We start from the raw sequence: 21255 nt of genomic DNA on the forward strand, positions 1-21255 counted from the left end.
TCGCTCGCAACGCAGCCGGTCGATGACGTCGTCTTCGACCTGTGCGAGGGCACAATTGCGGAAACCACCTCTGGGACAACGATCGGTGACACGACTGGGACCCTCACCAGTAGTGCGGGGTGAGTCCCCAGAAGTCGAATTCGGTGGTGAGGAGGGTGCGGAGGGCGGCGCGGGTGGGGAAGCGGTCCGGGTCGGCGCCGGTGACGGCGAGGGTGACGGTGTGGCCGTCGGTGCAGAAGGAGAGGTTCACACCGACTTCCACGCGGCGGAACATGGCGGGATCGTTCGTGCAGACGACCGGGCGCATGAGGACGGCCGAGGCGTGGTGGCCGGCGAAATCGGCGACGCCTTGGGCGGTGTCGCCGAGGTTGGTGCACAGGCATTCCGGTGCGGTGGCGGTCCGGGCGAAATGGCGCAGGACGAAACGCGGCAGGATCATCTGGAGGGGTTGCAGGTGTTGCAGGGCCGGGGTGGTCGCCGGGTCGCGGTAGGCGGTCGCCGCCTGTTTGACCGCCGTGCGGACCGCGGCGAGGTCGACGCGGTCGGTGGTGCGGTAGCGGACCGAGATCGGCAGGCCGGTGGTGGCATTGGCGCGCGGGTCGTCGGCGGTACGCATCGAATGGGGGATGTCGACGCGGATGTCGGCGGCGTCGCCGACACGTCCGCTGCGCCCGAGCAGGCCAGCGCCGAGGGCGATCAGCAGCCCGTTGGTCGTGCCGGAATGTGTTGCGGCGACGGAGTTCCACTGGTCCAGCGACAGCTGCACGACGACGTCGGCGGGGGACCATCGCCGCGGCAGCGGCAGCAGGGGTTGCGCGGGTCGGGGCGTGCGGTCGGGCTCGGTGACGGCCCGGGCCGCAATCGCGGCCCGGATGCCCTTCGCCACCGCGCGCAGCTGATGCAGCGCATCGGAGACGTTCGCGCCGAGCGCGTTTCGCGGCGCCCGGCCGACCAGCGCCCCGGAACTCACGGCCCGATCGGGGTCCTCCGCCAGGCGGGCCAGCGCGTCGCCGACGGCGAACATCACCGCGCCGCCGTCGGAGGCCACGTGCGAGGTCACCAGCGACACCAGGGTCCCGCCCGTGGTGGTCGGCGCGGCCGACAATCGCCACACCAGGCCGGTGCCGGGGTCGAACTCCACCCGGCTCTGGGCGAAGTACCAGTCCAGCACCTCGTCCTCGGCGACCGGCACCGTGTCCCACGCCAGCGGGATCGAGGCGGTGGCGGGCATCCAGTACGGCCGGGCGAAGGGCACCCGGGTGCCCTGGACCCGGCGGGCCAGGAAGCCCTGGGCGAGGTGGGCGTGGAAGCGGTCGAGCAGGTCCCGGCTCAGCGGCTCGTCGAACCGCCAGGCGAGCTGGTTGACCAGTGCGTTGCCGTAGAGGCTGTGCAGTTTGAGGAACAGGTCGTCGTCGGCGGTGAGCCGATTGACGGCGGCCACGGGAGTGATCGCGGGAGCGGTGAGCGTCATGGTGGCTCCTCTCAGCGGGCACGCAGGGTGCGGACGGTCAGGGGCGCGAAGACGGCGACGACGACGAGCGAGGCGACCACCGACCAGCAGGCATCGGCGCCGATCGCGCCGTTCTCGGCGAGCGCGCGGACCGCCGACACCAGATACGACACGGGGTTGTAGTCGGAGACGTAGCCGAGCCAGGTGGGCATGGACTCCTCGGGCACCAGCGCGTTCGAGGCGAAACTCAGGAAGGTCAGTACCAGCATCGACATGCCCTGCACGGCGGCGGGCCGCGACACGGTGACCCCGATGAACGCGAACAGCCAGCTGATCGCGGTGGTCGCCAGCACGACCAGCACCGCGCCGGCGACGAAGCCGATCGGATGCGCCGGTCGGTAGCCCATGGCGAACCCGACGATCACCACCGTGGTCGCAGCGATCACATAGCGGGTTGCCCCGGCCAGCAGCGCGCCGGCGACCGGGGCCGACCGCGCGATCGGCATGGCGACGAACCGGTCGAAGACTCCCGAGCGGATGTCCTCGGACAGCTGCACCCCGGTGGCGACCGACGACGTCAGCACAATCTGCACCAGTACGCCCGGGATCAGGATCGGCAGGTAGGCCGTCATGCTGCCGGCGATGGCGGTGCCGAAGATGCTGCCGAACAGCAGCGGCCCGACGATGGGCAGCAGAAGGGCGTCGTAGAGCAGCTGTGGGCTGTGCCGGAAGGTGAGCAGCCCGCGCCAGGCCATCAGCAGGGACTGGAACAGCGCGGCGCGCAGGCTCACGTGCGTGACGCGGGGGCGGCGAGCGATCGTCGCGGGCGTGGTGGTCTCGACGGCGATCTCGGCGGTGGTGACGGTCATGATGGTCTCGGCTTCCGTGATCAGGCGGCGGCGCGAGCCGTGCCGGTGAGAGCGAGGAAGACCTCGTTCAGGTCGGGTCGGTCGACGGCGAAGCCGCGCAGTGCGATGCCCGCGGCCCGGCAGGCGGCGACGATGTCGGCGGCGGTGCCCGCGTCGGCGAGCGCGACGGTCAGGACGCCGGCCGAGGAGCCCTCCGGCACCTCGCCGGTGAGGTCGGCGACGATGGCCTCGGCGTGCCCGGACTGGGCCACATCGGCGAGTTCCAGGCGCAGCACCTGTTCGCCGATGGAGGACTTGAGCTCGGCGGCGGTGCCCTCGGCGACGATGGCGCCGCGGTCGATCACCGCGATCCGGTCGGCCAGTGCGTCGGCTTCCTCGAGGTACTGGGTGGTGAGCAGCACGGTCGCGCCGCGGGCGACGAGCTTGCGGATGATGCCCCACATGCGGTCGCGGGTGTGCGGGTCCAGGCCGGTGGTGGGTTCGTCGAGGAAGATCAGCGGGGGATCGGTGATCAGCGTCGCGGCCAGATCCAGGCGCCGCCGCATGCCGCCGGAGAACTGGCCGACCGGGCGATCGGTGACCGCGCTCAGCTCGAACTCCGCGAGCAGTTCGGTGCTGCGGGCGGCGGCCGCGCGCCGGGAGAGACCGAGCAGGCGGCCGAACAGGCGCAGATTCTCACCCGCGGTGAGGGTTTCGTCGACGGAGGCGTATTGGCCGGTGAGCCCGATCATCGAGCGCACCGCGGTGGCCTCGCGCACGATGTCGTAGCCGAAGATCTCGGCGCTGCCGCGATCGGGCCGCACCAGGGTCGCGAGCATGCGCACGGTGGTGGTCTTGCCCGCGCCGTTGGGGCCGAGCAGGGCGAAGACGGTGCCCGCCGCGACGGTGAGGTCGACCGCGCCCACGGCGGTGAAGTCGCCGTAGGACTTGCCGAGTCCGGTGATCCGGATGGCGATATCGGGGTTCATGGGAGTCTCCCTGGGGCGTCGATGAGTTCGGGCGCGACCGGGGCCAGCGCCGCGACGATGTCGGCGGCACGCTCGACACCGTCGGTGGTGAAGGCGGCGGCGTAGTCGGCGGCCCGGCGGCGGACCTCGGGGGTCGAGATCCGGTCGAGCAGCGAGTCGAGCCGCGCGCCGGTGAGCGTGCGCGCCGGGGTGGTCGCCGCCAGGCCGCGTCGTTGCAGCGCTCGTCCCCAGTAGGGCTGGTCGGCCTGGACCGAGCAGATCACCTGCGGCACACCGGCTCTCAACGCGGCCGCGGTGGTTCCCGCGCCGCCGTGGTGCACCACCGCCACACAGTGCGGCAGCACCTCTGTGTGGTCGACCTGGTCGACGACGGCCACGTCGGCATCGATGCCGGGGGTGATCGCGGCCCAGCCCGAGGCCAGCAACAGTCGGCGCCCGCGACGCGCGCAGACCTCACGCAGCATGGCGACGAACTCGACGGGATCCCCGACATCCATCGAGCCGAAGCCCACGTAGACGGGTGCGGAACCGGCCGCCAGCCACCGGCGAACCGCTGCCTGGGCATCGGTGCGGGAGCGGAAACCGGCGGAAGCCGTGGCGGTCGCGCTCGACGGCAGCGCCGGATCCGTCGAGGCGCCGCACCGCACGTCGTCCCGGGGACCGAGCGGCCCGGCCTCGGGATGCGCGCCGCGCGGCCGCCGGTGACGATCGGAATCCCTCGGCGTGGTGCGGGCACCGTCGACGTCGACCGGAAAGCCGGTGAACGGCCCGGGCAGTTCGTCGCGCAGACCGGGGAACAGCGTGGGGTCGTACGCCTGGATACGCACCCTGGTCGGCGGTTCGCCCGTGGGCAGCACCGGAGCCAGCGCGGCGGCCCTGGCGAAGGCGAGCGCCGACCACCCCCAGCGGTGCACGACACCCGGGAGTCGCTGCGCCCAGCGCGCCGGAACCACCGGGACGACGGCATTGGCCTGGATCGGGAAGAAGTGCATCGCCGCGAACGGCAGCCCCGCCTCGTGCGCCACCGCGGCGGCGGCCTCCTCGCCCGCCATCCCGGCCACCACCGCATCATGGCCGGGCACCAGCTCGCGCAGGTCGGCGACCATGTCCGGCACCCCGCGACGCTGCAGGTCGAGCACGGCGCGCAGTCGTGACCACGGATTGCGGGCCTTGAATCGGCGGTCGGTGCGCTGGGCGTGCAGCAGCACGGCGCTGTCACACCCGAAGGGGACCGCGGGGACGCCGTGTTCGGTCGCGAACCCGACGAGGTTGGGGGCCAGCGCGAGGGTCACCTCGTGTCCCCGGGCGATCAGGGAGCGCGCCAGCAGGATGCCGGGCTGGGCATCGCCGCGGCTGCCGGTGAATGCCAACAGGGCCCGCATCGGCTCATACCGCCTGCGCGACGACCGGCGCCGCGACGGGCGCGGGTGCGTCGAGGTGGACCGCCGCGGTGACCTCCGTCAGCACCGCGCCGAAGGCGGTGAGGAAATCGTCCATCACCTCGGCGGGCAGCCCCGCGGGATACCGGGTGGACACGTAGAGGCCGTCGGCGGCCCGCACGACCCACAGGAACACCTCGTCGGTGGAGTACGACTCCGCCCGCAGGGTCCGTCCGCGCAGGTCGGCGACGAGCTCGTAGCCGGGCAGCACCCGGATGTCGAGGAAGGACACACCGAACCGGGGCGTCTCGCGCACGCCGAGGATGTCCAGCACGCGCGACCAGGACGCGTCGTTGGCGGTTCGCGACCGCCGCAACGCGGCGCGGGTGCTCTCCAGCGCCGCGGCCATCCCCGCGCCGGGCTCCACCCGGATATCGACCGGGACGACATTGACGAACCAGCCCATCGCTTCCAGCCAGCGCAGGTCGGGCCGGGTCGCGATCGGCATCACCGTGCGCAGACGTTCCGTGCCGAACCGGCGCTGGTGGGCGACGGCCAGTGCGGCGAACACCGCCACCGACATCCGGTGCCGCACCTGGTCGAGCACCGCCTCGACCTGTTCGAGCTGGTCGAGCTCGAGCACCCGCCGCGACACACTCGGCTGCGCGAGGCCGGCGGCCACGGGCCGGTGCGTGTGCGGGGCGAATTGTGGCATGGTGCCGTCGCCGCCGGCGAGGAACTCCCGCCAGATCGCCACCGCGGGCGATTCGGCGTCGAGGTCGGCGGCGGCCGCCCGCTCGACCACCGCGAAGTCGGCGGGACTGCCGAACGTGGCCGATTCGCGGGCCTGCTCGCCCGCCAGCACCTCGCGGTAGAGGGTGCGCAGCTCCAGGATGAGGATGGCCTGGGAGTAGGCGTCCATCACCGAGTGATCGGCGCCCACCAGCACGGTGAAGTCCGCGGTCGCGGCATGCTCGACGGTCGCGGCCAGCAGATGCGGCCAGACCAGTGGGGACAGCCGCAGTTCCAGTGCGCCGCAGAGGAATTCGTTGATACTCGGCCCGTCGGTGAGGCCGTCGACCTGCTGTTCGACGATGCCGACCGCGGTGGCGGGCGCGAGGAGCCTGCCGGGTTCGCCCGCGGCGTCGGCGCGCACCGTGGTGCGCAGTCCCTCGTGCCGGGCATGCCAGCGGCGCAGCGTCTCGGCCCAGGCGGCGCGCTCGAGCCGGGCGTCCATCTCGAAGACGGTGCCGATCCAGCGGCCACGGCCCGGTCGCGGATCGGCGGGGTCGACGCTCGCGCAGTAGCCGGCGTGCACGCTGGTCAGCGGACGGTCGTCGGGGTGCCAGGCGTTCGCGGGCAGTTCCGGTGTCCAGAGCGACAACGTGCCGGGGCGGATCTCGAATTCGGACAGGTGGGTGTATTCCATGACCGGTTCACCTCGTGACGAATACATGCCGGAACGGCGGAAGACGGATTCGAAAAGGGGCACGTCGATGTGTCACCACTGATGCTCTGGAACTTCGACGGCGGTAATTCCCGGGAAGCCTCGGCGGATCTGATGGTATAGCCGGAGCGGTGGAATTCATGCCTGTGACGGCGATCACGGTTTTGCTGAACAAAACTCTTCTGCCAGCGGTTGGTGCTGAGGGTTCGGTGGATTGCGGCTGTCGCACAGAATATTTCGGATGGAAATATTGGTGCACACCGGTGTCCGTCGACACTTTTGTTCACCTATGGTCGGTGCGCGGTGTCGGCGTCATCACAGCCCGGGTAGCCTGTTGTCCGGTGCTGTTTCCCGGCCGTTCACCCGGTGCGGTGTGGCAGCGAGTGAAAATGCCGGAATCGATGGGCTGTGCTCAGCGCGATGCCGCGACGTCGCCGCGAATGGCCAACTCGCGCAGCCGGAGCCAATCGATCGTGGGCCGTGCGGGCGGTGTTCCCGGCCGATCGCGCGGCACCCACACGCGCAGCGCGCCCGGTTCGATGACGCAGTGCACCGGCGTGTCGAGCCGGCGGGACTCACCGTCGACGCCGACCGGGAGCTGCGGGGCGTCGGTGTCGACGTCGACCCGCGCGGTGGTGTGCTGGGTGAGCCCGCGGCTGCGGGTGCGGCGGAGCAGGCCGACCGCGTCGCGAGTGTTGGCGACCGAGACGGTGACCGCACCGAGCATGCCGCGATCGAGGCGGTCGCGGCGGTTCAGGCCGGCGAGATCGCTGGTGCCGTAGGGGTTGTTGCTCACCAGGATCGCCTGCGGTCCGACGACCGTGGTGCCGTCGATTCGGGCGACGAGCTGGTGGCCGGTGTGGCCGGCGAGCAGGTCGGGCAGCAGACGCAGGACCGTCGCGGTCTTGTCGTCGCGGTAGGCGGGACTGCGCACGATCTCGGCGTAGACGCCGAACGAGGCGTTGTTGACGAACGGCAGTCCGTTGATCCGGCCCAGGTCCACGCGCAGCTCCACGCCGTCGCGGAGCGCGTCGAGCCCGGCGGCAGGATCGTCGCGATCCAGGCCGAGGTCCATCGCGAAGTGATTGCGGGTCCCCGCGCTGATCACCAGGAACGGCAGATCGTGCTCGGCCGCGACGCCTGCCACCAGGGCCTGGGTTCCGTCACCGCCCGCCACCCCGAGCAGATCCGCGCCCCGCGCGACGGCCTGTCTGGCCAGCGCCTCGACATCGACGTGGCCCTCGAGCATCGCTACTTCCGCACCCAGTTCCTCGGCGCGGCGACGCAGGTCGAACTTCTCGACCTTCCCGCCGCCGGACCGTGGATTCATGATCAGGAACGGGTGCTGGGCGCGCGGGGCCGACCGGCCCGGCGCGGTGGCGGGTGGTGTTCCGGCGCGCAGCGCGATGCGCGCGCAGACCACCGCCAGCAGGGCTGCCGCGACGGCGAGCAACACCACCCACAGCAGCCGGGCGCGCACGAACACCACGACGACGAAGATCGGCGAGAGCACCGCGATCGCCAGCGACACCCAGCGCAGCACTCCGTACCTGGTCAGGAACCAGTACAGCGCGGCCATCGTGACGACCACGCCCCCGGTGCCGATGATCAGCACACCGAGGGTCCCCACGACCCCGGCGAACAGCACCGGGATCACCGCCGTCAGGGCCGCGAACACGAAGGCGGCCCGGGCCGACCAGGTCCGGATCCGCCGTCCGGAGTCGGTGGTCATCGCCCGGCCCGCCGTGGCGCGGGCCGGCATGTCGTCCGTCGCACGGGCGGACTCAGGGCTGTGGTTTCCAGGTGGCGATCGCCCAGATGATCACCACGCTGAGGGCGATGATGATGAACGACCAGGCCGGGTAGTAGGGCAGGGAAAGGAAGTTCGCGACGATCACCAGCCCGGCGACACCGAGCGCGCTGTACCGGCCCCAGGTGGCGCCCAGGACCAGGCCGACGCCGACGATCAGCGCCAGCGCTCCGAGGACCACATGGACCCAACCCCAGGTGGTCGTATCGAACTCGTACACGTAGTCGATTCCGGCCACATATATTTCGTCTTCCAGCAGCGCGGAAATGCCCTGCAGGATCGAGACCGCCGCCAGGATGAGAAGCATGCACGCGGCCGTGATGGATATTCCTTCCGCGACGGCTTGTCGCTGAAAGGGTTCTGCTTCGGGTGGTGCGCGATGCGCTGAGGTATTGCTGGTCATGCTCGACTCCTCGCTGTGCGGAGGGACGCCAGCCCGTCGCGAACAGGATCGCCGACAATTCTGCCGACAGTCCGGTGACGAGGTCGGCGAGCGGGTGATATTCGGTCGAAGAACGTTCTGATTTTACCGAAATAGCATCCTCCGAACAAGGAATCGGGCAGGCACGGAATCAGTCGGTAGATGGGGGGTACGCGTTCACGAGCGCTCCTCGCCTCGGGACCCTGCGGTCGGCCTGTTCCAGCCAACCAGCCGGGCCCGGCGCCGACCTCACCCGGAACGGGTGATTCCCGAGGCGGACCGACGGGGCAGCAGGCCGGTGCCGAACAGCGCCAGGACCGCGATCAGCGCGGTCACCGCGAACGCGACCTGCAGGGCCTCGAGGCGGGCGTCGGCGTTGACCGACTGCACGGCGGCGGCGGTGGTGGCGTCGACCCCGGCCTCGTCGAGGGCGTCGGAGAGCTGCTGGTCCGACAGGAACGGCACCCCTGAAGCCAGATCGGTGGTGGCCTGCTGTTGCACGGCGACCGGCACGTCCGGGTTCTGCTCGATTCCGGCGACCACCGAGGACGTCAGCGTGGCGATCAGGACCGACCCGATCAGCGCGGTCCCCAGCGAGGCGCCGAGCTGGGTCGCGGTGTTCTGGATCCCGCCGACCTCGGAGGTGCGTGAATCGGGCACGGCCGAGACCGTGACCGCACCGAGCTGCGAGGCCAGCGCGCCCAGACCCAGCCCCATCAGCAACATCGGGATCGACACCACCGCCGCGTTGGCGCCGGGATCCATGCCCGCCGCGAGCATCAGCACCCCGACGATGATCACGCCCAGGCCCAGCCGGACCACCCGGCGCGGGTTGGCATGAGGACGGAACTTGGGGATGCCCACCGCGGTCAGCACCAGCGCGACCGACAGCGGCAGAATACGCACTCCGGTCTCGACCGCGCTGAGCTCGAGCACCACCGACAGGAACAGCGGCACCGTGAAGAACGCCCCGGCCTGCACGGCGAACTGCGCGAAGAACATGCTCGACCCGCCCACGAGCTGACGGTTCCGCAGCAGCGCCGGATCGACGAGCGGATCCCGGTCGTGGTCCACCAGATACGCCTGCCAGCGCAGAAACAGGTACAGGGTGAACAAGCCGCCCAGCAACAGCCAGATCACCGCCGACAATCCGAACAGCGCCGGGGCGCCGGATTCCGGCCGCACCCAGCCCCATTCGCTCGACCGCAGCACGCCGAACACGATCGCGCCGAGCCCGACGACCGACAGCGCCGAGCCGATCAGGTCGAGGCGGACCCGCTCGGCGGGCGCGTCCTCGACGCGGCGCAGCACCAGCAGGATCGCCACCACGATGACCACCTCGCCGAAGAAGACGTAGCGCCACGACGCGAATGTCGTCACCGCGCCACCGACCAGCGGGCCGACGGCGACCGCGATCGCACCCGCCGCCGCCACCATCCCGTAGGCCGCCGGTCGTCGATCGGGCGCGAAGTTGCCCGCGACCAGGGAGACGATCGCGGGCATGATCAGGGCCGCGCCGATGCCTTCCAGCAGCGACCAGCCCAGCAGCAGGACGGCCAGATTGGGCGCCAAGCCGGTGACGAACGAGCCGATGCCGTAGATCACCAGGCCGATCCCGAACACCCGGCGTCTGCCGACGATGGCGCCCACTTTGCCGCCGGTGATCATCAGCGAGGCCATGACCAGGGTGTAGAGCGTGATGGCGGTCTGGATGCCGGTGATCGTGGTGTCGAGGTCTTGGGCGACGGTGGCCATCGACACGTTCATCACCGAACTGTCGAGGGTCATCAGGAACTGGCCCGCCGCCAGCACGAGCAGGACGAGCGAACTGGACTTCACCGGTGTCGCCGACATCCGGTCCTCCTCGCGATCAGTGGGTCAGGATGACTTTGACCGCCACCACGGTGGTGGCGACGCAGCCCAGCACGACCGCTCCGGTCAGTGCCGATCGGTCGGGGCGCCGGCCTTGCAGCCGCCGGATGACGAACACGATGCCCGCGATGCGTACCAGCATCGCGACCTCCGCCAGGATCTGCGCGGTGCGTGGTTGCAGCCACCCGAAGGCCGCGGCCGCGAGAATCGCGCACGGCAGCACCGCCGAGGTGAGGATGGGCAGCGAATCGCGCAGGTTCGCCCAGCGTTGCGCGGCGGGCATCGCCATGCCCTGCCGCACCGATTGCCCGACGCTCTCGGCGAACGAATGCGCGATGAACGTCGACACCGCGGTCCCGAGGACGACCAGGATGCCGACGTCCTCGGTGGACGGCGCGACCGGGATCAAGGCGGCGAGGATCAGCACGTTGCCGTAGATATAGGCGCTGATGCGACTGGCCGCATTGCGCTGATCGAGGGGGACCCGGGAGAACAGGGGCCTGTGCAACAGCTCGTGGGTGGTGCCGTCCATCTGTCCTCACCGTGTTCGTCGGGCGCTACCGGTCTCACGTCGGAAAGGTTTGCTCCCTGTGTACTGTATTCGCGGTTCGCCACGGCCGCGAGGAGGTTCGCCCTCCGGCGCCGCCGTGGCGCGGCGTCGGTGCGCGCCGCGCCACGTGCGGCGAATATGTCGACGGCGAGAATTCGTGGCCCGCCACCCGCGGAAATTGCGGCCCGGCCGGAAATTGATCGGCCGGCGCACCCGGTATGCGCGGAACTCGCTGCCCGCGCCGATTTCGCTCCGTCGACGCCCTCACCTGCTGAAACGGCGATCGCGTTGTCGGCGAAACGAATGCGCGCGCGGTCCGGCTGGTAATGCTCCAGTGCTTCGAGATCGCCTCGTGATCGGCGGTCACGAGTTGCTATGGTGGGCAAGCGAATCGTTCATCCGAATGTGAGGAAGCTTGATGGGAAGCACTGCTCTCGACGTCATTGCCCTGCTGGTCAACCGTGCCGCCGGATTCTGGAACTGGATGGCGACCGGCTCGGCGGGATTCCCGCCGCTGTGACGGTGTGATCTGTGCGCGCGAAACCCCTGAAAGCCCCGGGCCTTCAGGGGTTTCGCCGTTTCCGGCTGGTGCGTTTGTAGGGTGGGCCCATGACGACCGTGGACACCGAGGCCGCGCCGGCGCCCCGGCGCTGGGTGCTGGCGATGCGCACGTCGATCGTGCTGGCGGCCGGAGCGATCGGCGTCCTCGTCCTGAACGACGCCACCGAGTTCGACCTGTTGGTCACGGTCGGCGGCGGGCTCGCGCTGCTGGTCGCCGGGGTGCTGTGGATGGTGTGCGCGCCGATCGGGTGCGCGCGCTACCGGCGCTACGGCACGGTGCTGGTCGCGCCGCTGGTGGTGTCGGCCGGCATCGGCGCCGCCGTGGCCGGGATTCCGGATCGGGTGGCGTGGTGGCTGTCGGAATCGGCGGTGACGGAGGTGGCCCGCGCGGGGTGCGACGAGACCCGGGCAGGCTGGATCGGTGTCGTCCGGGTGCACTCGGTCGCCGCGAGCGACGGCGGCTGCCTGTTCCGGATCGGGGACTCGCTCGGGGGCCTGGCCTACTTTCCCGACGGTGCGCGGCCGCCGGTCCACGCCCCCGCCACCTACCAGCCCGTCTACATCCCGTTCGACGGGAACTGGTACCGCTACTCCGTCGACCTGCACGACGAGCACTGAGACGGTCGTCCGGTTCTGTCGGACCCCGGCGTTACCGTTGGCGCACAGCCCATGTCGAGGAGGGTGACGATGACCGACAGTGTCGACGGTGTGCGCGAACGAGCGCGGCGTCCGGAGGATCTGAGCCGGCTGGTGGTCGAACGGCTGAATGCCGGTGACGTGGACGGCCTGGTCGAACTGTATGAATCCGAGGCGGTGCTCGCCCTGCCGGACGGCGTGGTGGCGACCGGCATCGCCGAGATCAGAGCCGCCTACGCGCGCCTGATCGCGGATCGGCCGGTTTTTCAGCTCGGCGCGCAGGCGCCCGCATTACGCGCGGGCGATCTCGCGCTCACCTCGTCGCGGCTGCCCGGCGGAACCGGGGCCACGGTCGAGGTTGCACGCAGGCAGCCGGACGGTAGCTGGCGCTGGATCCTGGACCAGCCGAACGTGCTCGGCTGAGCGGTCGGCGGTGTCCAGAATGTTGGACATCGGCGGCACCGCCTTCTCCGTAGCGTGGTGCTCGGGTCGGGACCAGAACATCGAGGAGGCCTGTACATGACGAGGTCGAATTCCGTCCTCGCGCGGGCGTCGGGCTCCGACGGCGAGTGGCGCACGACGATGCCGATCGCCGCGCACGGAGACGACGCGGGCCGGGTGCAACGCCTGGTCGCCGCGTTCACCGAGGCCGAGGACACGGTGGGCGCCGCCGAGATCGAGGACGTCGTCGCCGCGTGGGTGCGCCAGGGCGTCTCTCTGGAGACGGTGCTGCGCTACGCGGTGCTGCGCGAACACCACAGCGCGGTGCACGCGATCACGGCGGCCCTGCTCGACGGCAGCGCGACCGCGACCATGGCGCGGCGCTGCGGGGTCGAGATCGCGTCGCACTACTGGGTCCTCGCGCTGGCCGTTGCCGACCATCCGGAGTCCGCGGGCCGGGTGCGTCCCGACCGCGCGCAGGCCAGGCGCAGGCTCGAACAGATGCGCGCCGAATTGTTCCGCTGGTCCGACGGCACCGCGCTGTCGCTGCTGACCGGCGACGGCGGCACCGCGCTGATTCCCGGCGATGTCGACGCCGACGAACTCGAGCCGCTCTTCGCCGCGCTGACCCACGCCGCGGGAGTGCCGATCACCGCGGCGGTCGCGCACTGCCCCAGTGACGCGTTGCCGACCTGGGCGGACCGGACGCACAGTCTGCTCGATATGGTGCAGCGGCTCGGCGTCGACGGCCGGCTGCACCACTTCGCCGACCTGGCGCTGGAATACCAGCTGACCAGGCCCGGCCCCGGGCGGGATTTCCTTGCGGCCCTGCTGGATCCGCTCGACGAGCACCCCGAACTGTTCGCCACCCTGCAGTGCCACATCGCGCACGACGTGAACCGGCAGCGCACCGCGCGCGCCCTGCACGTGCATCCCAACACCGTCGATTTCCGGCTCGAGCGCATCGCCCGGCTGACCGGCTGCGACGCGACCCGCAGCCACGGGCTGTGGCGCTTGCGGTCGGCGCTGGTCGCGCGCAGCTACCGCAGTGCGGAACCGGTGTAGCGCAGCGGCTTTCGCCGCACGTCAGTTCTGGTTCAGACCGGTCGACAGCACGACGACGACCTTGTCCTGGGTGACCTCGCTGACCCGGACGTCCATGCCGTTGGCCGCCTGCGACTGCCCGACCGGCACCGTCAGCTGCTGACCGCCGATGCTCAGCGTCACCATGTCGCCGTTCACGGCGACCAGTTCGGCATCGATCCCGAGCACCGACGCCTTGGCGCTCACGCCGCGTTCGAAGGTCACCGTGCACCCGCCGACATTGCATTCGGAGGTGGTGCCGGGCCCCGTCATGGTGCAGGCGGTGGCGGCGAAGGGCAACAGGAGGGCGAACGCGCACAGCGTGATCAGCCGACGAACTGGCATGAGGGCCAGTGTAGTGCGCGCCGACAGGCCGCGGTCCACAGCGTGGACTCGGGATCGAAGGTGCAACGGAACGGTCTCGCCGTGTTGCGGGTCGACCTCGCCGGGTAATACCGTCGCTGACAGGTAACTGGCATCGCAGACGGGTTGCCGATCGTGTCCGGTACGTCGGGGTGAACTGGCCGAATCTGTTGTTCGCGGACAGACGTGCCGGTCAACCGGGTAGTCGCTGGGGCGAGCGGCCGAGATCGGGAGGTGGGTCGATGAGCGCGAGCGAGATGACGGTTGCCAGCCGCTGGTGGTGGCGGCCGGGATGGACGCCGGGGCGGTCCTTCTACGACTGGCAGGTCACGCCGACCCAGCCCGTCGCCGACAAGCTGGTGGAGATCTTCGCGCCGACCCTGACCAGGCTGCCCGGCTTCGAACCCGTCGACGCCGGCCGTCTGCGGATCGGGGTCCAGGGCATCGGCTTCGTCGACGGGGTCAAGGGAGTGCATCTCGCGGCGCTGGTCGCCGGTTCGCGCGCCGCGCTCGCCGAGCGCGCCCCGTTCCAGCTCACCTTCGGCGCTCCCGTGGTTGCCGCCGACTCGATCCGTCTGCCGATCGAGCTGCCCGCCGATCTGCTCGAGGTCCGCGAGGACCTCACCCGCGCGCTGACCGAGGTGTGGATTCGGGAGCGGGTCCCCGAGTTCGGTGAGCCGCTGCGGCCCTTCCTCGCCCTGGCGTACGCGACCCGGCCGACCTCGGTCGAGCACATTCGCGCGGTGCTCGCCGCGGACGGTTTCGCCGATTTCGGCCTCGACGACACCGTGTCGTCGGTGTCGCTGGTCGAATTGCTGTGTGAGAACCAGCGATACGACTGGGCCGAGGTGAGCAACGCCGACCTGCTGCGGGTGCCCGATCCGGTCGTCGAACCCACCGTCTACGACGATCCGCTCTTCGGCGCGTTGCGACGACCGGCGGACCTGCTCAGGGGATGAGCCGCGGCGGTGGCGTGCCGTGCGGCGCTATCCTTCCGCGCACCGATAGCGGAATTCGACGGTTGCGGCGCGGGCGCTACTCGTCCTCGGCCGGGGCCCGGCCGATCGGTGAGGAGAGCCGGATGACACCGGCGTCCAGGTCGACGGCCAGCCGGGGATCGTGATCCTGCCCGTCGCTGTCGCCGCTGCCCTCGTTCTGCAGCTTCTTGCCCGGAAACAGCTCGCCCATGATGCCCACGGCTCCACGATAGCCGCGGGCAGCGGCGCTCACCTCACCAGAAGCGCGGAGTCAGGCCCCAGTCGGCGAACTCGGCGGCGAGCAGGTCCTGCAGGGCCGCGCGGGTCGGGAAGCGGTCGGGATCGCCCCCGGTGACCACCAGGGTGACGGTGTCGTCGTCGCAGGAGAAGGCCAGGTTGACGCCGACTTCCACCTGCCGGAACAGTTCCACCGGGCCGGGGTTGACCACCGGTCGCATGATGACGTCGCGGGCCCGGTGCGGGCCGAGGACGGCGATGTTCTGGGCGGTGCGCCCCATGTTCGTGCACAGGCATTCCGGCGCTTTGGCGGTGCGCGCGAACTTGTGCAGCACCACCTTCGGCAGCAGCATCTGGACCGGCTGCAGGTGCTGGATCGGCGGGATGGTCTCGGGATTGCGGTAGGCCAGGCCTGCGGCCTTGAGCGCGGCGCGGACCGCGGGCAGGTCGGCGCGCTCACCCGCCCGGTAGGTGACGCTGATCGGCAGCCCGGTGGTGGCGTTGGCCCGGGGATCGTCGGCCACCCGCATCGAGTGCGGGATGTCCACGCGGACCTCGGCACCGTCGGCGATGCGGCCACTGCGCCCGAGCAGACCGACGGCGACGCCGATCAGCAGGCCGTTGGTGGTGCCGCCGTTGGCCGCGGCGACCGCGTCCCAGTCGGCGAGGTCGACCTGGACGATCGTCTCGGCGGCCTGCCAGGTCTCCGAGTGCGGGAGGCGGGGTTCGGCCGGGCGCGGATTGCGGGCGGGCTCGCTGACACCGCGAGCGCGCCGCGCCGCGCGGACACCGCGCGCGACCGCGCGCAACTGCCCCGTGGCGTCGGCGAGGTCGGCGGCGAAGCGGCCACGGCCGGCGACCGGGCCCACCAGATTGCCCGCGCTGGCGGCGCGGTCGGGATCCTCGCCCCGGTTGAGTCGGTCGAGCGAATCGACGATCGCGTGCATCATCCCGCCGCCGTCGCAGGCGACATGGGAGGCGACCAGGGTGACGACGGTGCCGCCGGACTCCGTGTGCGCGCCCGCCAGCTGCCACACCAGGCCGCGTTCGGGGTCGAACTCGACCGCGGCCTGCTCGAGGAACCACTCCAGCACCCGGTCGTCGGGCAGCGGTGTCGGCGTCCAGATCAGCGGCATCGACTCCGTGGCGGGCTCCCAGTGCGCCCGCGCGATCGGGAACCGGGTGGTGCGGACCTTACGGGCGATGAACCCCGTGGCCAGGTGCGCGTGCCAGCGCCGCAGCAGCTCGGGGTCGAGCTGCTCGTCGAAGCGGTAGGCCAGCTGGTTGACCAGTGCGTTGGGGTAGAGGCTGTGCAGTTTGAAGAACAGGTCGTCGTCGGCGGTGATCCGGTTGAGGCCGGCCGGTCCGGTGGCGACGGCCGCGACGGCGGGGGAGGTGACGGTCATCGGGAACTCCTCATCGGGAACGGAGGGTGCGCACGGTCAGCGGCGCGAAGACGGCGACGACGACCACCGAGGCCACCAGCGACCAGCACGCGTCGGCACCGACGGTGCCCGCGGCGGCCAGCTCGCGCACCGCGGAGACCAGGTAGGACACCGGATTCACGTCCGAGACGTGCTGCATCCAGGTGGGCATGGACTCCTCGGGAACCAGGGCGTTGGAGGCGAAGCCGAGGAAGGTCAGGACCAGCATGCACATGCCCTGGACGGCGGCGGGCCGGGCGACGGTCGCGCCGATGAAGGCGAACAGCCAGCTGATCGCGGTGGTCGCGACGACGACCAGTACGGCGCCGGCGAGGAACCCCGCGGTGTGCTCGGGCCGGTAGCCCATGCAGAACCCGACGATCACCACCGTCGTCGCGGCGATGAGGTACCGCACCGTGCCCGCCAGCAACGCTCCGGCAACCGGGGCGGAACGGGCGATCGGCATGGCGACGAAGCGGTCGAAGACTCCCGAATGGATGTCCTCGGACAGCTGCACGCCGGTGGCGACCGAGGAGGTGAGCACGATCTGCACCAGCACGCCCGGGATCATGATCGGGAGGTAGGCGTCCATGCTGCCCGCGATCGCGGTGCCGAAGATGCTGCCGAACAGCACCGGGCCCACGATGGGCAGCAGGATGGCGTCGTAGAGCAGTTGCGGGCTGTGCCGGAAGGTGAGCAGGCCACGCCAGGCCATCATCAGCGCATGGTGCAGCGCGGCGAGCGCGCCGACCCGGGTGATCCGCGGCGCGCGCACGACCTGCGGCGGCGTCGTGGTGGTCGTGGTGAGAGTCATGGCGTTGCTCGACCTTTCACGAAGGGCGGTCATGCCGCGTCGACGGTGTCGGCGGTGCGGGCGTGCCCGGTCAGTGCCAGGAACACCTCGTTGAGATCGGGCCGGTCGACCGCGAACCCGCGCAGCGTGAGCCCCGCGGCGCGGCAGGCGGCGACGATGTCGGCGCCGAGCGCGACATCGGGCAGGGTCACCGTGAGCGTGCCGGTCGAGGAGCCCTCGGGGACCTCGCCGGTGAGTTCCTGGATCAGCGCCTCGGCGCGGCGCAGGTCCGCGGTGTCGGGAATGTCGAGGCGCAGCACCTGTTCGCCGATGGAGGACTTGAGCTCGGCGGCAGTGCCCTCGGCGACGAGCGTGCCCCGGTCGATCACCGCGATCCGGTCGGCCAGCGCGTCGGCCTCCTCGAGGTACTGCGTGGTCAGCAGCACGGTCGCACCGCGGTCGACCAGACCGCGCACGATGCCCCACATCCGGTCGCGGGTGTGCGGGTCCAGGCCGGTGGTGGGTTCGTCGAGGAAGATCAGCGGGGGCACGGTGATCAGCGTCGCGGCCAGGTCCAGGCGGCGGCGCATCCCGCCGGAGAAGGCCGAGACGCTGCGGCGCGCGACAGCCGAGAGCTCGAACTCCGCGAGCAGTTCGTCGCTGCGCGCGGCGGCCGCGCGCCGGGAGAGCCCGAGCAGGCGGCCGAACAGGCGCAGATTCTCACCCGCGGTGAGGGTTTCGTCGACGGAGGCGTATTGGCCGGTGAGCCCGATCATCGAGCGCACGGCGGTGGCCTCGCGGACCACGTCGAAACCGAACACCTCGGCGCTACCGCGATCGGGGCGCAGCAGCGTCGCCAGCATGCGGACCGTCGTGGTCTTGCCCGCGCCGTTGGGGCCAAGCATCGCGAAGACCGAGCCCGCCGGGATGCTGAGATCGATGCCGCCGACGGCGGTGAAGTCGCCGTAGGACTTGCCGAGTCCGCTGGTGCGGACCGCGATGTCGGTGGTCACCGGTGCCTCCCGGCATGGTCGAGTTCGGGGGTCGAGAACGTCAGGGGGACGAGGTGTTCCACCTCGTCGGCGGCCAGCGCGACGCCGTGGTCGGGGAAGCGGTTCGCGTACGCGGTGGCGCGCGAGACCACGGTCGGGTCGGCGACTCGGTCCAGCAGGGTGGTGAGCCGCTCGGCGGTCAGCTCGGCGGCGCGCAGGGTGTCGGCCAGTCCGAGGCGGGCCAGGGCCTGTCCCCAGTACGGCTGGTCGGCCTGGATCGAGCAGATCACTTGGGGCACACCGGCGCGCAGCGCGGCGGCGGTGGTGCCCGCCCCGCCGTGGTGCACCGCGGCGGCACAGCGCGGGAACACCGCGGCGTGGTCGACCTGTTCGACGATCGCGACGTCGGCGGACAGCTCCGGCTCGATGCCGGCCCAGCCCGCGGCCAGCAGCAGTCGCCCGCCCCGCCGGGCGCAGACCGTGCGCAGCATCGCCACCAGCGCCGCCGGATCGTCGACGGCCATCGAGCCGAAGCCGACATAGATCGGTGCGGCGCCCGCGTCGAGCCACGCCGTCAACGCGGGATCGGCCGGGCCGCCGAGGAATCCGTCGGTATCGACGGCGAAGCCGGTGATCGGATGCCGATCGGGTAGTTCGGCCGCGAGCCCGGGGAACAGGTCGATGTCGTAGGCCTGGATCGAGACCCGCTGCGGCAGGGGGTGTTCCACGATGCCGAACTCGGCGAGCGGTTCGGCGAGCGCGGCATCGCGGGCCCAGCGCAGACCCGACCAGATCCGCCGGTTGAGCGCGCCGGGAATCCTGGCTCCCCACGCGGTGGGTACCACGGGCACCGAGCGATTCGGGTGGATGGGGAAGAAGTGCACCGCGGCCAGCGGCAAGCCGACCCGCCGGGCGGCCTTCTCGGCCGCCTCCTCGCCCGCCATGCCCGTCACCAGCACGTCGTGGCCCGGCGCGAGCGCGAGCAGGTCACGGACCGCTTCGGCCACGCCGCGGCGCTGCAGATCCAGCACGGCCCGCAGCCGCTGACGCGGGCTGGGGCTGCGGAAACGCCGGTCGGCGTGCTGGGTGCGCAGCAGTTCGGCGCTGTCGCGACCGAAGCCGACCGCGGGAATGCCGTGCGCGGTGGCGAAGTCGACGAGGTTGGGGGACAGGGCGAGCGTCACCGAGTGCCCGCGAGCCTGGAGCTCGCGGGCCAGCAGGATGCCCGGTTGGGCATCGCCGCGGCTGCCGGTGAAGGCCAGCAGTGCGCGCATCGTCAGCCCGCGCTCAGCGCTGCCGACGCGGAGTCGGCGATCGGGGCGTTCGTGACGGGCGCCGCGAGAGTGGTGACCGCGTAGATGGCCCTGGCGAATTCGGTGAGGAACCGGTCCATCACCTCGGCGGGCAGCCCGGCCGGGTAGCGGGTGGACACGTAGAGCCCCTCCGGACCGCGCACGACCCAGAAGTACACCTCGTCGGTGGAGTACGACACCGCCCGCAGCGTGCGTCCGCGCAGGTCGGCGACCAGCTCGTAGTCCGGCAGCATCCGGATGTCGAGGAATGACGCGCCGAAGGTCGGGCCCTCGAGCGCACCCGCCATCGCCAGCGACCGGCCCCAGGAGGCGTCATTGCAGATGTGGGCGCGCTTGAGGGCGGCCCGGGTGATCTCGAGCGCGGCGCCCATGTCGGCGCCGGCGGGCAGGGTGATGTCGACCGGGACGACATTGACGAACCAGCCCATCGACTCGAGCCAGGTCAGGTCCGGGCGGGTCGCGATCGGCATGATGGTGCGGAAACGGTCGTCGCCGAACACTTCTCGCGAAGCGGCGGCGAGCGCGGCGAACACTGTGACCGAGAGCCGGTGCTTGAGCCGGTCGAGCGCCCCTTCGACCTCCTCGAGCTGGTCGAGGGTCAGCAGCGTGCGCGAGACACTGGGCTGGGCGTGCTCGCCGTCGAGCGCGGCCACCATGCCCTCGGCGAAGCGGGGCATCGGCGAGCCGGGGGTGCCGACGAAGTCGCGCCACACGGCGACGGCGGGGGAGTCGAGGGTCAGTTCCTCGGCGGCGGCGCGTTCGACGGCGGCGAAGTCGGCCGCACTGCCGAAGGTGGCCGAATCACGGATCTCCCCGCCGTCGCGCACCGCGGTGTAGAGGGTGCGCAGCTCGAGGATCAGCACGGCCTGGGAATAGGCGTCGAGCACCGAGTGATCGGCGGCGACCAGGACCGTGAAGTCGTCGGTGTCGTGGGCGACGGTGGCCACCAGCAGATGCGGCCAGACCAGCGGCGAGAGGCGCAGTTCCAGCTCGTCGCACAGGAATTCGTTGATCAGCTCGCCGTCGGTGAGCTCGGGCACCGGTGCCGAGGTGACCCGCACGGTGCCGGGAGCGGTGGTGACCCGGTGGTAGTCGCCGTCGCCGGTGGGGGCGACGGTGGTGCGGAAACCCTCGTGGCGGTCGTGCCACAGTTCCAGGGTCCTGGCCCACACCTGCGCGTCCAGCGGCGCGTCCATCTCGAAGATGGTGCCGATCCAGCGGCCGCGACCGGGGGTGGGATCCTCCGGATCGAGGAAGCCGAGGTACTGGGAGTGAACGCTGGCGAGGGGGCGTTCGTCGTCATACCACGAGTCGGCGGTGGCCAGTTCCGGTGTCCAGATGGACAGGGCGCCGGAGCGAATCGTGAATTCGGACAGATGGGTGTATTCCATGCGGGGTCACCTCGAGGTGCAGTGCATGCCGAAGACGGCGCGAACGGGGATATCGGTGACCGCGGTCGCGTCACCGGATGTTGCTCTGGATCCCGCACCGGATGTAGCTGGCGAACCCTGGGCTATCCCGAGTCTATAACTCTGAGAGTTTTCTGAAATACGCGTTAGTCACAACTGGTCTATGTGAAGAAGCTCACTTTCAAATTGTCCCGGATCCCCAGCGTAACCCGGTGCCCCTGAAGTAAGGGGGTTTCAGTTCAGAAAGTCCACGACCGAAC

General features: G+C 70.8%; 20 protein-coding genes. 4 read left to right on the forward strand and 16 right to left on the reverse strand.

Translation table 11 applies throughout. The features are described 5' to 3' along the window. Positions 1–103: 103 nt before the first annotated feature. From Q7X29_RS17065 to Q7X29_RS17105, 9 genes are all read right to left on the reverse strand, one after another. Positions 104–1471 (reverse strand): hypothetical protein, encoded by a 1368-nt coding sequence (locus tag Q7X29_RS17065; protein WP_316574694.1) that lies wholly within the window; start codon positions 1469–1471, stop codon positions 104–106. Positions 1472–1482: 11 nt separating this feature from the next. Next, on the reverse strand, positions 1483–2319 hold the full coding sequence (locus Q7X29_RS17070) for an ABC transporter permease (protein WP_316574695.1): 837 nt from the start codon (positions 2317–2319) through the stop codon (positions 1483–1485). Positions 2320–2339: 20 nt separating this feature from the next. Beyond that, positions 2340–3287 (reverse strand): ATP-binding cassette domain-containing protein, encoded by a 948-nt coding sequence (locus Q7X29_RS17075; RefSeq protein ID WP_218719980.1) that lies wholly within the window; start codon positions 3285–3287, stop codon positions 2340–2342. Further along, positions 3284–4669 (reverse strand): nucleotide disphospho-sugar-binding domain-containing protein, encoded by a 1386-nt coding sequence (locus Q7X29_RS17080; RefSeq protein WP_316574697.1) that lies wholly within the window; start codon positions 4667–4669, stop codon positions 3284–3286. The genes Q7X29_RS17075 and Q7X29_RS17080 overlap by 4 nt, the downstream gene beginning before the upstream one ends. 4 nt (positions 4670–4673) lie before the next feature. Continuing rightward, positions 4674–6095, reverse strand: a complete 1422-nt coding sequence (locus tag Q7X29_RS17085; protein ID WP_316574698.1) for a condensation domain-containing protein — start codon at positions 6093–6095, stop codon at positions 4674–4676. A 430-nt stretch (positions 6096–6525) separates the two neighbouring features. Next, positions 6526–7845 carry a diacylglycerol/lipid kinase family protein gene (locus tag Q7X29_RS17090; RefSeq protein ID WP_316575376.1) on the reverse strand — a complete coding sequence of 440 codons (1320 nt, stop codon included), beginning with the start codon at positions 7843–7845 and terminating at the stop codon, positions 6526–6528. 52 nt (positions 7846–7897) lie between these two features. Then, a complete protein-coding gene (locus Q7X29_RS17095; protein ID WP_218719985.1) occupies positions 7898–8326 on the reverse strand; it encodes a DUF7144 family membrane protein in 429 nt (142 codons plus the stop codon). 267 nt (positions 8327–8593) lie between these two features. After that, positions 8594–10198: an MFS transporter gene (locus Q7X29_RS17100; protein ID WP_316574699.1), complete on the reverse strand. Its 1605-nt coding sequence runs from the start codon at positions 10196–10198 to the stop codon at positions 8594–8596. Between the two features lie 16 nt (positions 10199–10214). Then, entirely contained in the window at positions 10215–10748 is a 534-nt protein-coding gene (locus tag Q7X29_RS17105) for a hypothetical protein (RefSeq protein ID WP_218719987.1), read from the reverse strand. Between the two features lie 627 nt (positions 10749–11375). On the opposite strand from Q7X29_RS17105, the gene Q7X29_RS17110 reads away from it, so the two are divergent. From Q7X29_RS17110 to Q7X29_RS17120, 3 genes are all read left to right on the forward strand, one after another. Continuing rightward, positions 11376–11945 (forward strand): hypothetical protein, encoded by a 570-nt coding sequence (locus Q7X29_RS17110; protein ID WP_316574700.1) that lies wholly within the window; start codon positions 11376–11378, stop codon positions 11943–11945. Positions 11946–12014: 69 nt separating this feature from the next. Further along, positions 12015–12386 (forward strand): YybH family protein, encoded by a 372-nt coding sequence (locus tag Q7X29_RS17115; RefSeq protein WP_218719989.1) that lies wholly within the window; start codon positions 12015–12017, stop codon positions 12384–12386. Between the two features lie 96 nt (positions 12387–12482). Further along, the gene (locus tag Q7X29_RS17120; RefSeq protein ID WP_218719990.1) at positions 12483–13469 is read left to right on the forward strand and encodes a PucR family transcriptional regulator; all 987 of its coding nucleotides are present in this window, start codon (positions 12483–12485) and stop codon (positions 13467–13469) included. A 21-nt stretch (positions 13470–13490) separates the two neighbouring features. Here the strand turns inward: Q7X29_RS17120 and Q7X29_RS17125 are convergent, their stop codons facing one another. Beyond that, positions 13491–13832: an LSm family protein gene (locus Q7X29_RS17125; protein ID WP_218719991.1), complete on the reverse strand. Its 342-nt coding sequence runs from the start codon at positions 13830–13832 to the stop codon at positions 13491–13493. Between the two features lie 260 nt (positions 13833–14092). On the opposite strand from Q7X29_RS17125, the gene Q7X29_RS17130 reads away from it, so the two are divergent. Further along, positions 14093–14809: a hypothetical protein gene (locus Q7X29_RS17130; protein WP_316574701.1), complete on the forward strand. Its 717-nt coding sequence runs from the start codon at positions 14093–14095 to the stop codon at positions 14807–14809. Positions 14810–14885: 76 nt separating this feature from the next. On the opposite strand, the gene Q7X29_RS17135 is transcribed toward Q7X29_RS17130, so the two are convergent. From Q7X29_RS17135 to Q7X29_RS17160, 6 genes are read right to left on the reverse strand one after another with little or no spacing between them, the layout of a single operon-like run. Further along, complete coding sequence (locus tag Q7X29_RS17135; RefSeq protein ID WP_316575411.1) at positions 14886–15047, reverse strand: hypothetical protein; 162 nt, start codon at positions 15045–15047, stop codon at positions 14886–14888. 34 nt (positions 15048–15081) lie between these two features. Continuing rightward, positions 15082–16470, reverse strand: a complete 1389-nt coding sequence (locus tag Q7X29_RS17140) for a hypothetical protein (protein ID WP_316574702.1) — start codon at positions 16468–16470, stop codon at positions 15082–15084. 10 nt (positions 16471–16480) lie between these two features. Then, entirely contained in the window at positions 16481–17302 is an 822-nt protein-coding gene (locus Q7X29_RS17145; protein WP_218720002.1) for an ABC transporter permease, read from the reverse strand. Positions 17303–17331: 29 nt separating this feature from the next. Further along, positions 17332–18294 carry an ATP-binding cassette domain-containing protein gene (locus tag Q7X29_RS17150; protein ID WP_218720003.1) on the reverse strand — a complete coding sequence of 321 codons (963 nt, stop codon included), beginning with the start codon at positions 18292–18294 and terminating at the stop codon, positions 17332–17334. Then, on the reverse strand, positions 18291–19547 hold the full coding sequence (locus Q7X29_RS17155; RefSeq protein ID WP_316574703.1) for a glycosyltransferase: 1257 nt from the start codon (positions 19545–19547) through the stop codon (positions 18291–18293). The genes Q7X29_RS17150 and Q7X29_RS17155 overlap by 4 nt, the downstream gene beginning before the upstream one ends. 2 nt (positions 19548–19549) lie before the next feature. Next, the gene (locus Q7X29_RS17160) at positions 19550–20977 is read right to left on the reverse strand and encodes a condensation domain-containing protein (protein WP_316574704.1); all 1428 of its coding nucleotides are present in this window, start codon (positions 20975–20977) and stop codon (positions 19550–19552) included. Between the last annotated feature and the right edge of the window lie 278 nt (positions 20978–21255).

The organism is Nocardia canadensis (assembly GCF_032656385.1).
Taxonomy (GTDB): Bacteria; Actinomycetota; Actinomycetes; order Mycobacteriales; family Mycobacteriaceae; genus Nocardia; species Nocardia canadensis.

Coding starts and splice junctions, on each gene's coding strand:
- Q7X29_RS17070 (WP_316574695.1), bottom strand. CDS start 2,319: ATGACCGTCACCACCGCCGAGATCGCCGTCGAGACCACCACGCCCGCG.
- Q7X29_RS17075 (WP_218719980.1), bottom strand. CDS start 3,287: ATGAACCCCGATATCGCCATCCGGATCACCGGACTCGGCAAGTCCTAC.
- Q7X29_RS17140 (WP_316574702.1), bottom strand. CDS start 16,470: ATGACCGTCACCTCCCCCGCCGTCGCGGCCGTCGCCACCGGACCGGCC.
- Q7X29_RS17105 (WP_218719987.1), bottom strand. CDS start 10,748: ATGGACGGCACCACCCACGAGCTGTTGCACAGGCCCCTGTTCTCCCGG.
- Q7X29_RS17125 (WP_218719991.1), bottom strand. CDS start 13,832: ATGCCAGTTCGTCGGCTGATCACGCTGTGCGCGTTCGCCCTCCTGTTG.
- Q7X29_RS17095 (WP_218719985.1), bottom strand. CDS start 8,326: ATGACCAGCAATACCTCAGCGCATCGCGCACCACCCGAAGCAGAACCC.
- Q7X29_RS17155 (WP_316574703.1), bottom strand. CDS start 19,547: ATGCGCGCACTGCTGGCCTTCACCGGCAGCCGCGGCGATGCCCAACCG.
- Q7X29_RS17110 (WP_316574700.1), top strand. CDS start 11,376: ATGACGACCGTGGACACCGAGGCCGCGCCGGCGCCCCGGCGCTGGGTG.
- Q7X29_RS17100 (WP_316574699.1), bottom strand. CDS start 10,198: ATGTCGGCGACACCGGTGAAGTCCAGTTCGCTCGTCCTGCTCGTGCTG.
- Q7X29_RS17085 (WP_316574698.1), bottom strand. CDS start 6,095: ATGGAATACACCCACCTGTCCGAATTCGAGATCCGCCCCGGCACGTTG.
- Q7X29_RS17065 (WP_316574694.1), bottom strand. CDS start 1,471: ATGACGCTCACCGCTCCCGCGATCACTCCCGTGGCCGCCGTCAATCGG.
- Q7X29_RS17120 (WP_218719990.1), top strand. CDS start 12,483: ATGACGAGGTCGAATTCCGTCCTCGCGCGGGCGTCGGGCTCCGACGGC.
- Q7X29_RS17115 (WP_218719989.1), top strand. CDS start 12,015: ATGACCGACAGTGTCGACGGTGTGCGCGAACGAGCGCGGCGTCCGGAG.
- Q7X29_RS17145 (WP_218720002.1), bottom strand. CDS start 17,302: ATGACTCTCACCACGACCACCACGACGCCGCCGCAGGTCGTGCGCGCG.
- Q7X29_RS17090 (WP_316575376.1), bottom strand. CDS start 7,845: ATGACCACCGACTCCGGACGGCGGATCCGGACCTGGTCGGCCCGGGCC.
- Q7X29_RS17160 (WP_316574704.1), bottom strand. CDS start 20,977: ATGGAATACACCCATCTGTCCGAATTCACGATTCGCTCCGGCGCCCTG.
- Q7X29_RS17080 (WP_316574697.1), bottom strand. CDS start 4,669: ATGCGGGCCCTGTTGGCATTCACCGGCAGCCGCGGCGATGCCCAGCCC.
- Q7X29_RS17130 (WP_316574701.1), top strand. CDS start 14,093: ATGAGCGCGAGCGAGATGACGGTTGCCAGCCGCTGGTGGTGGCGGCCG.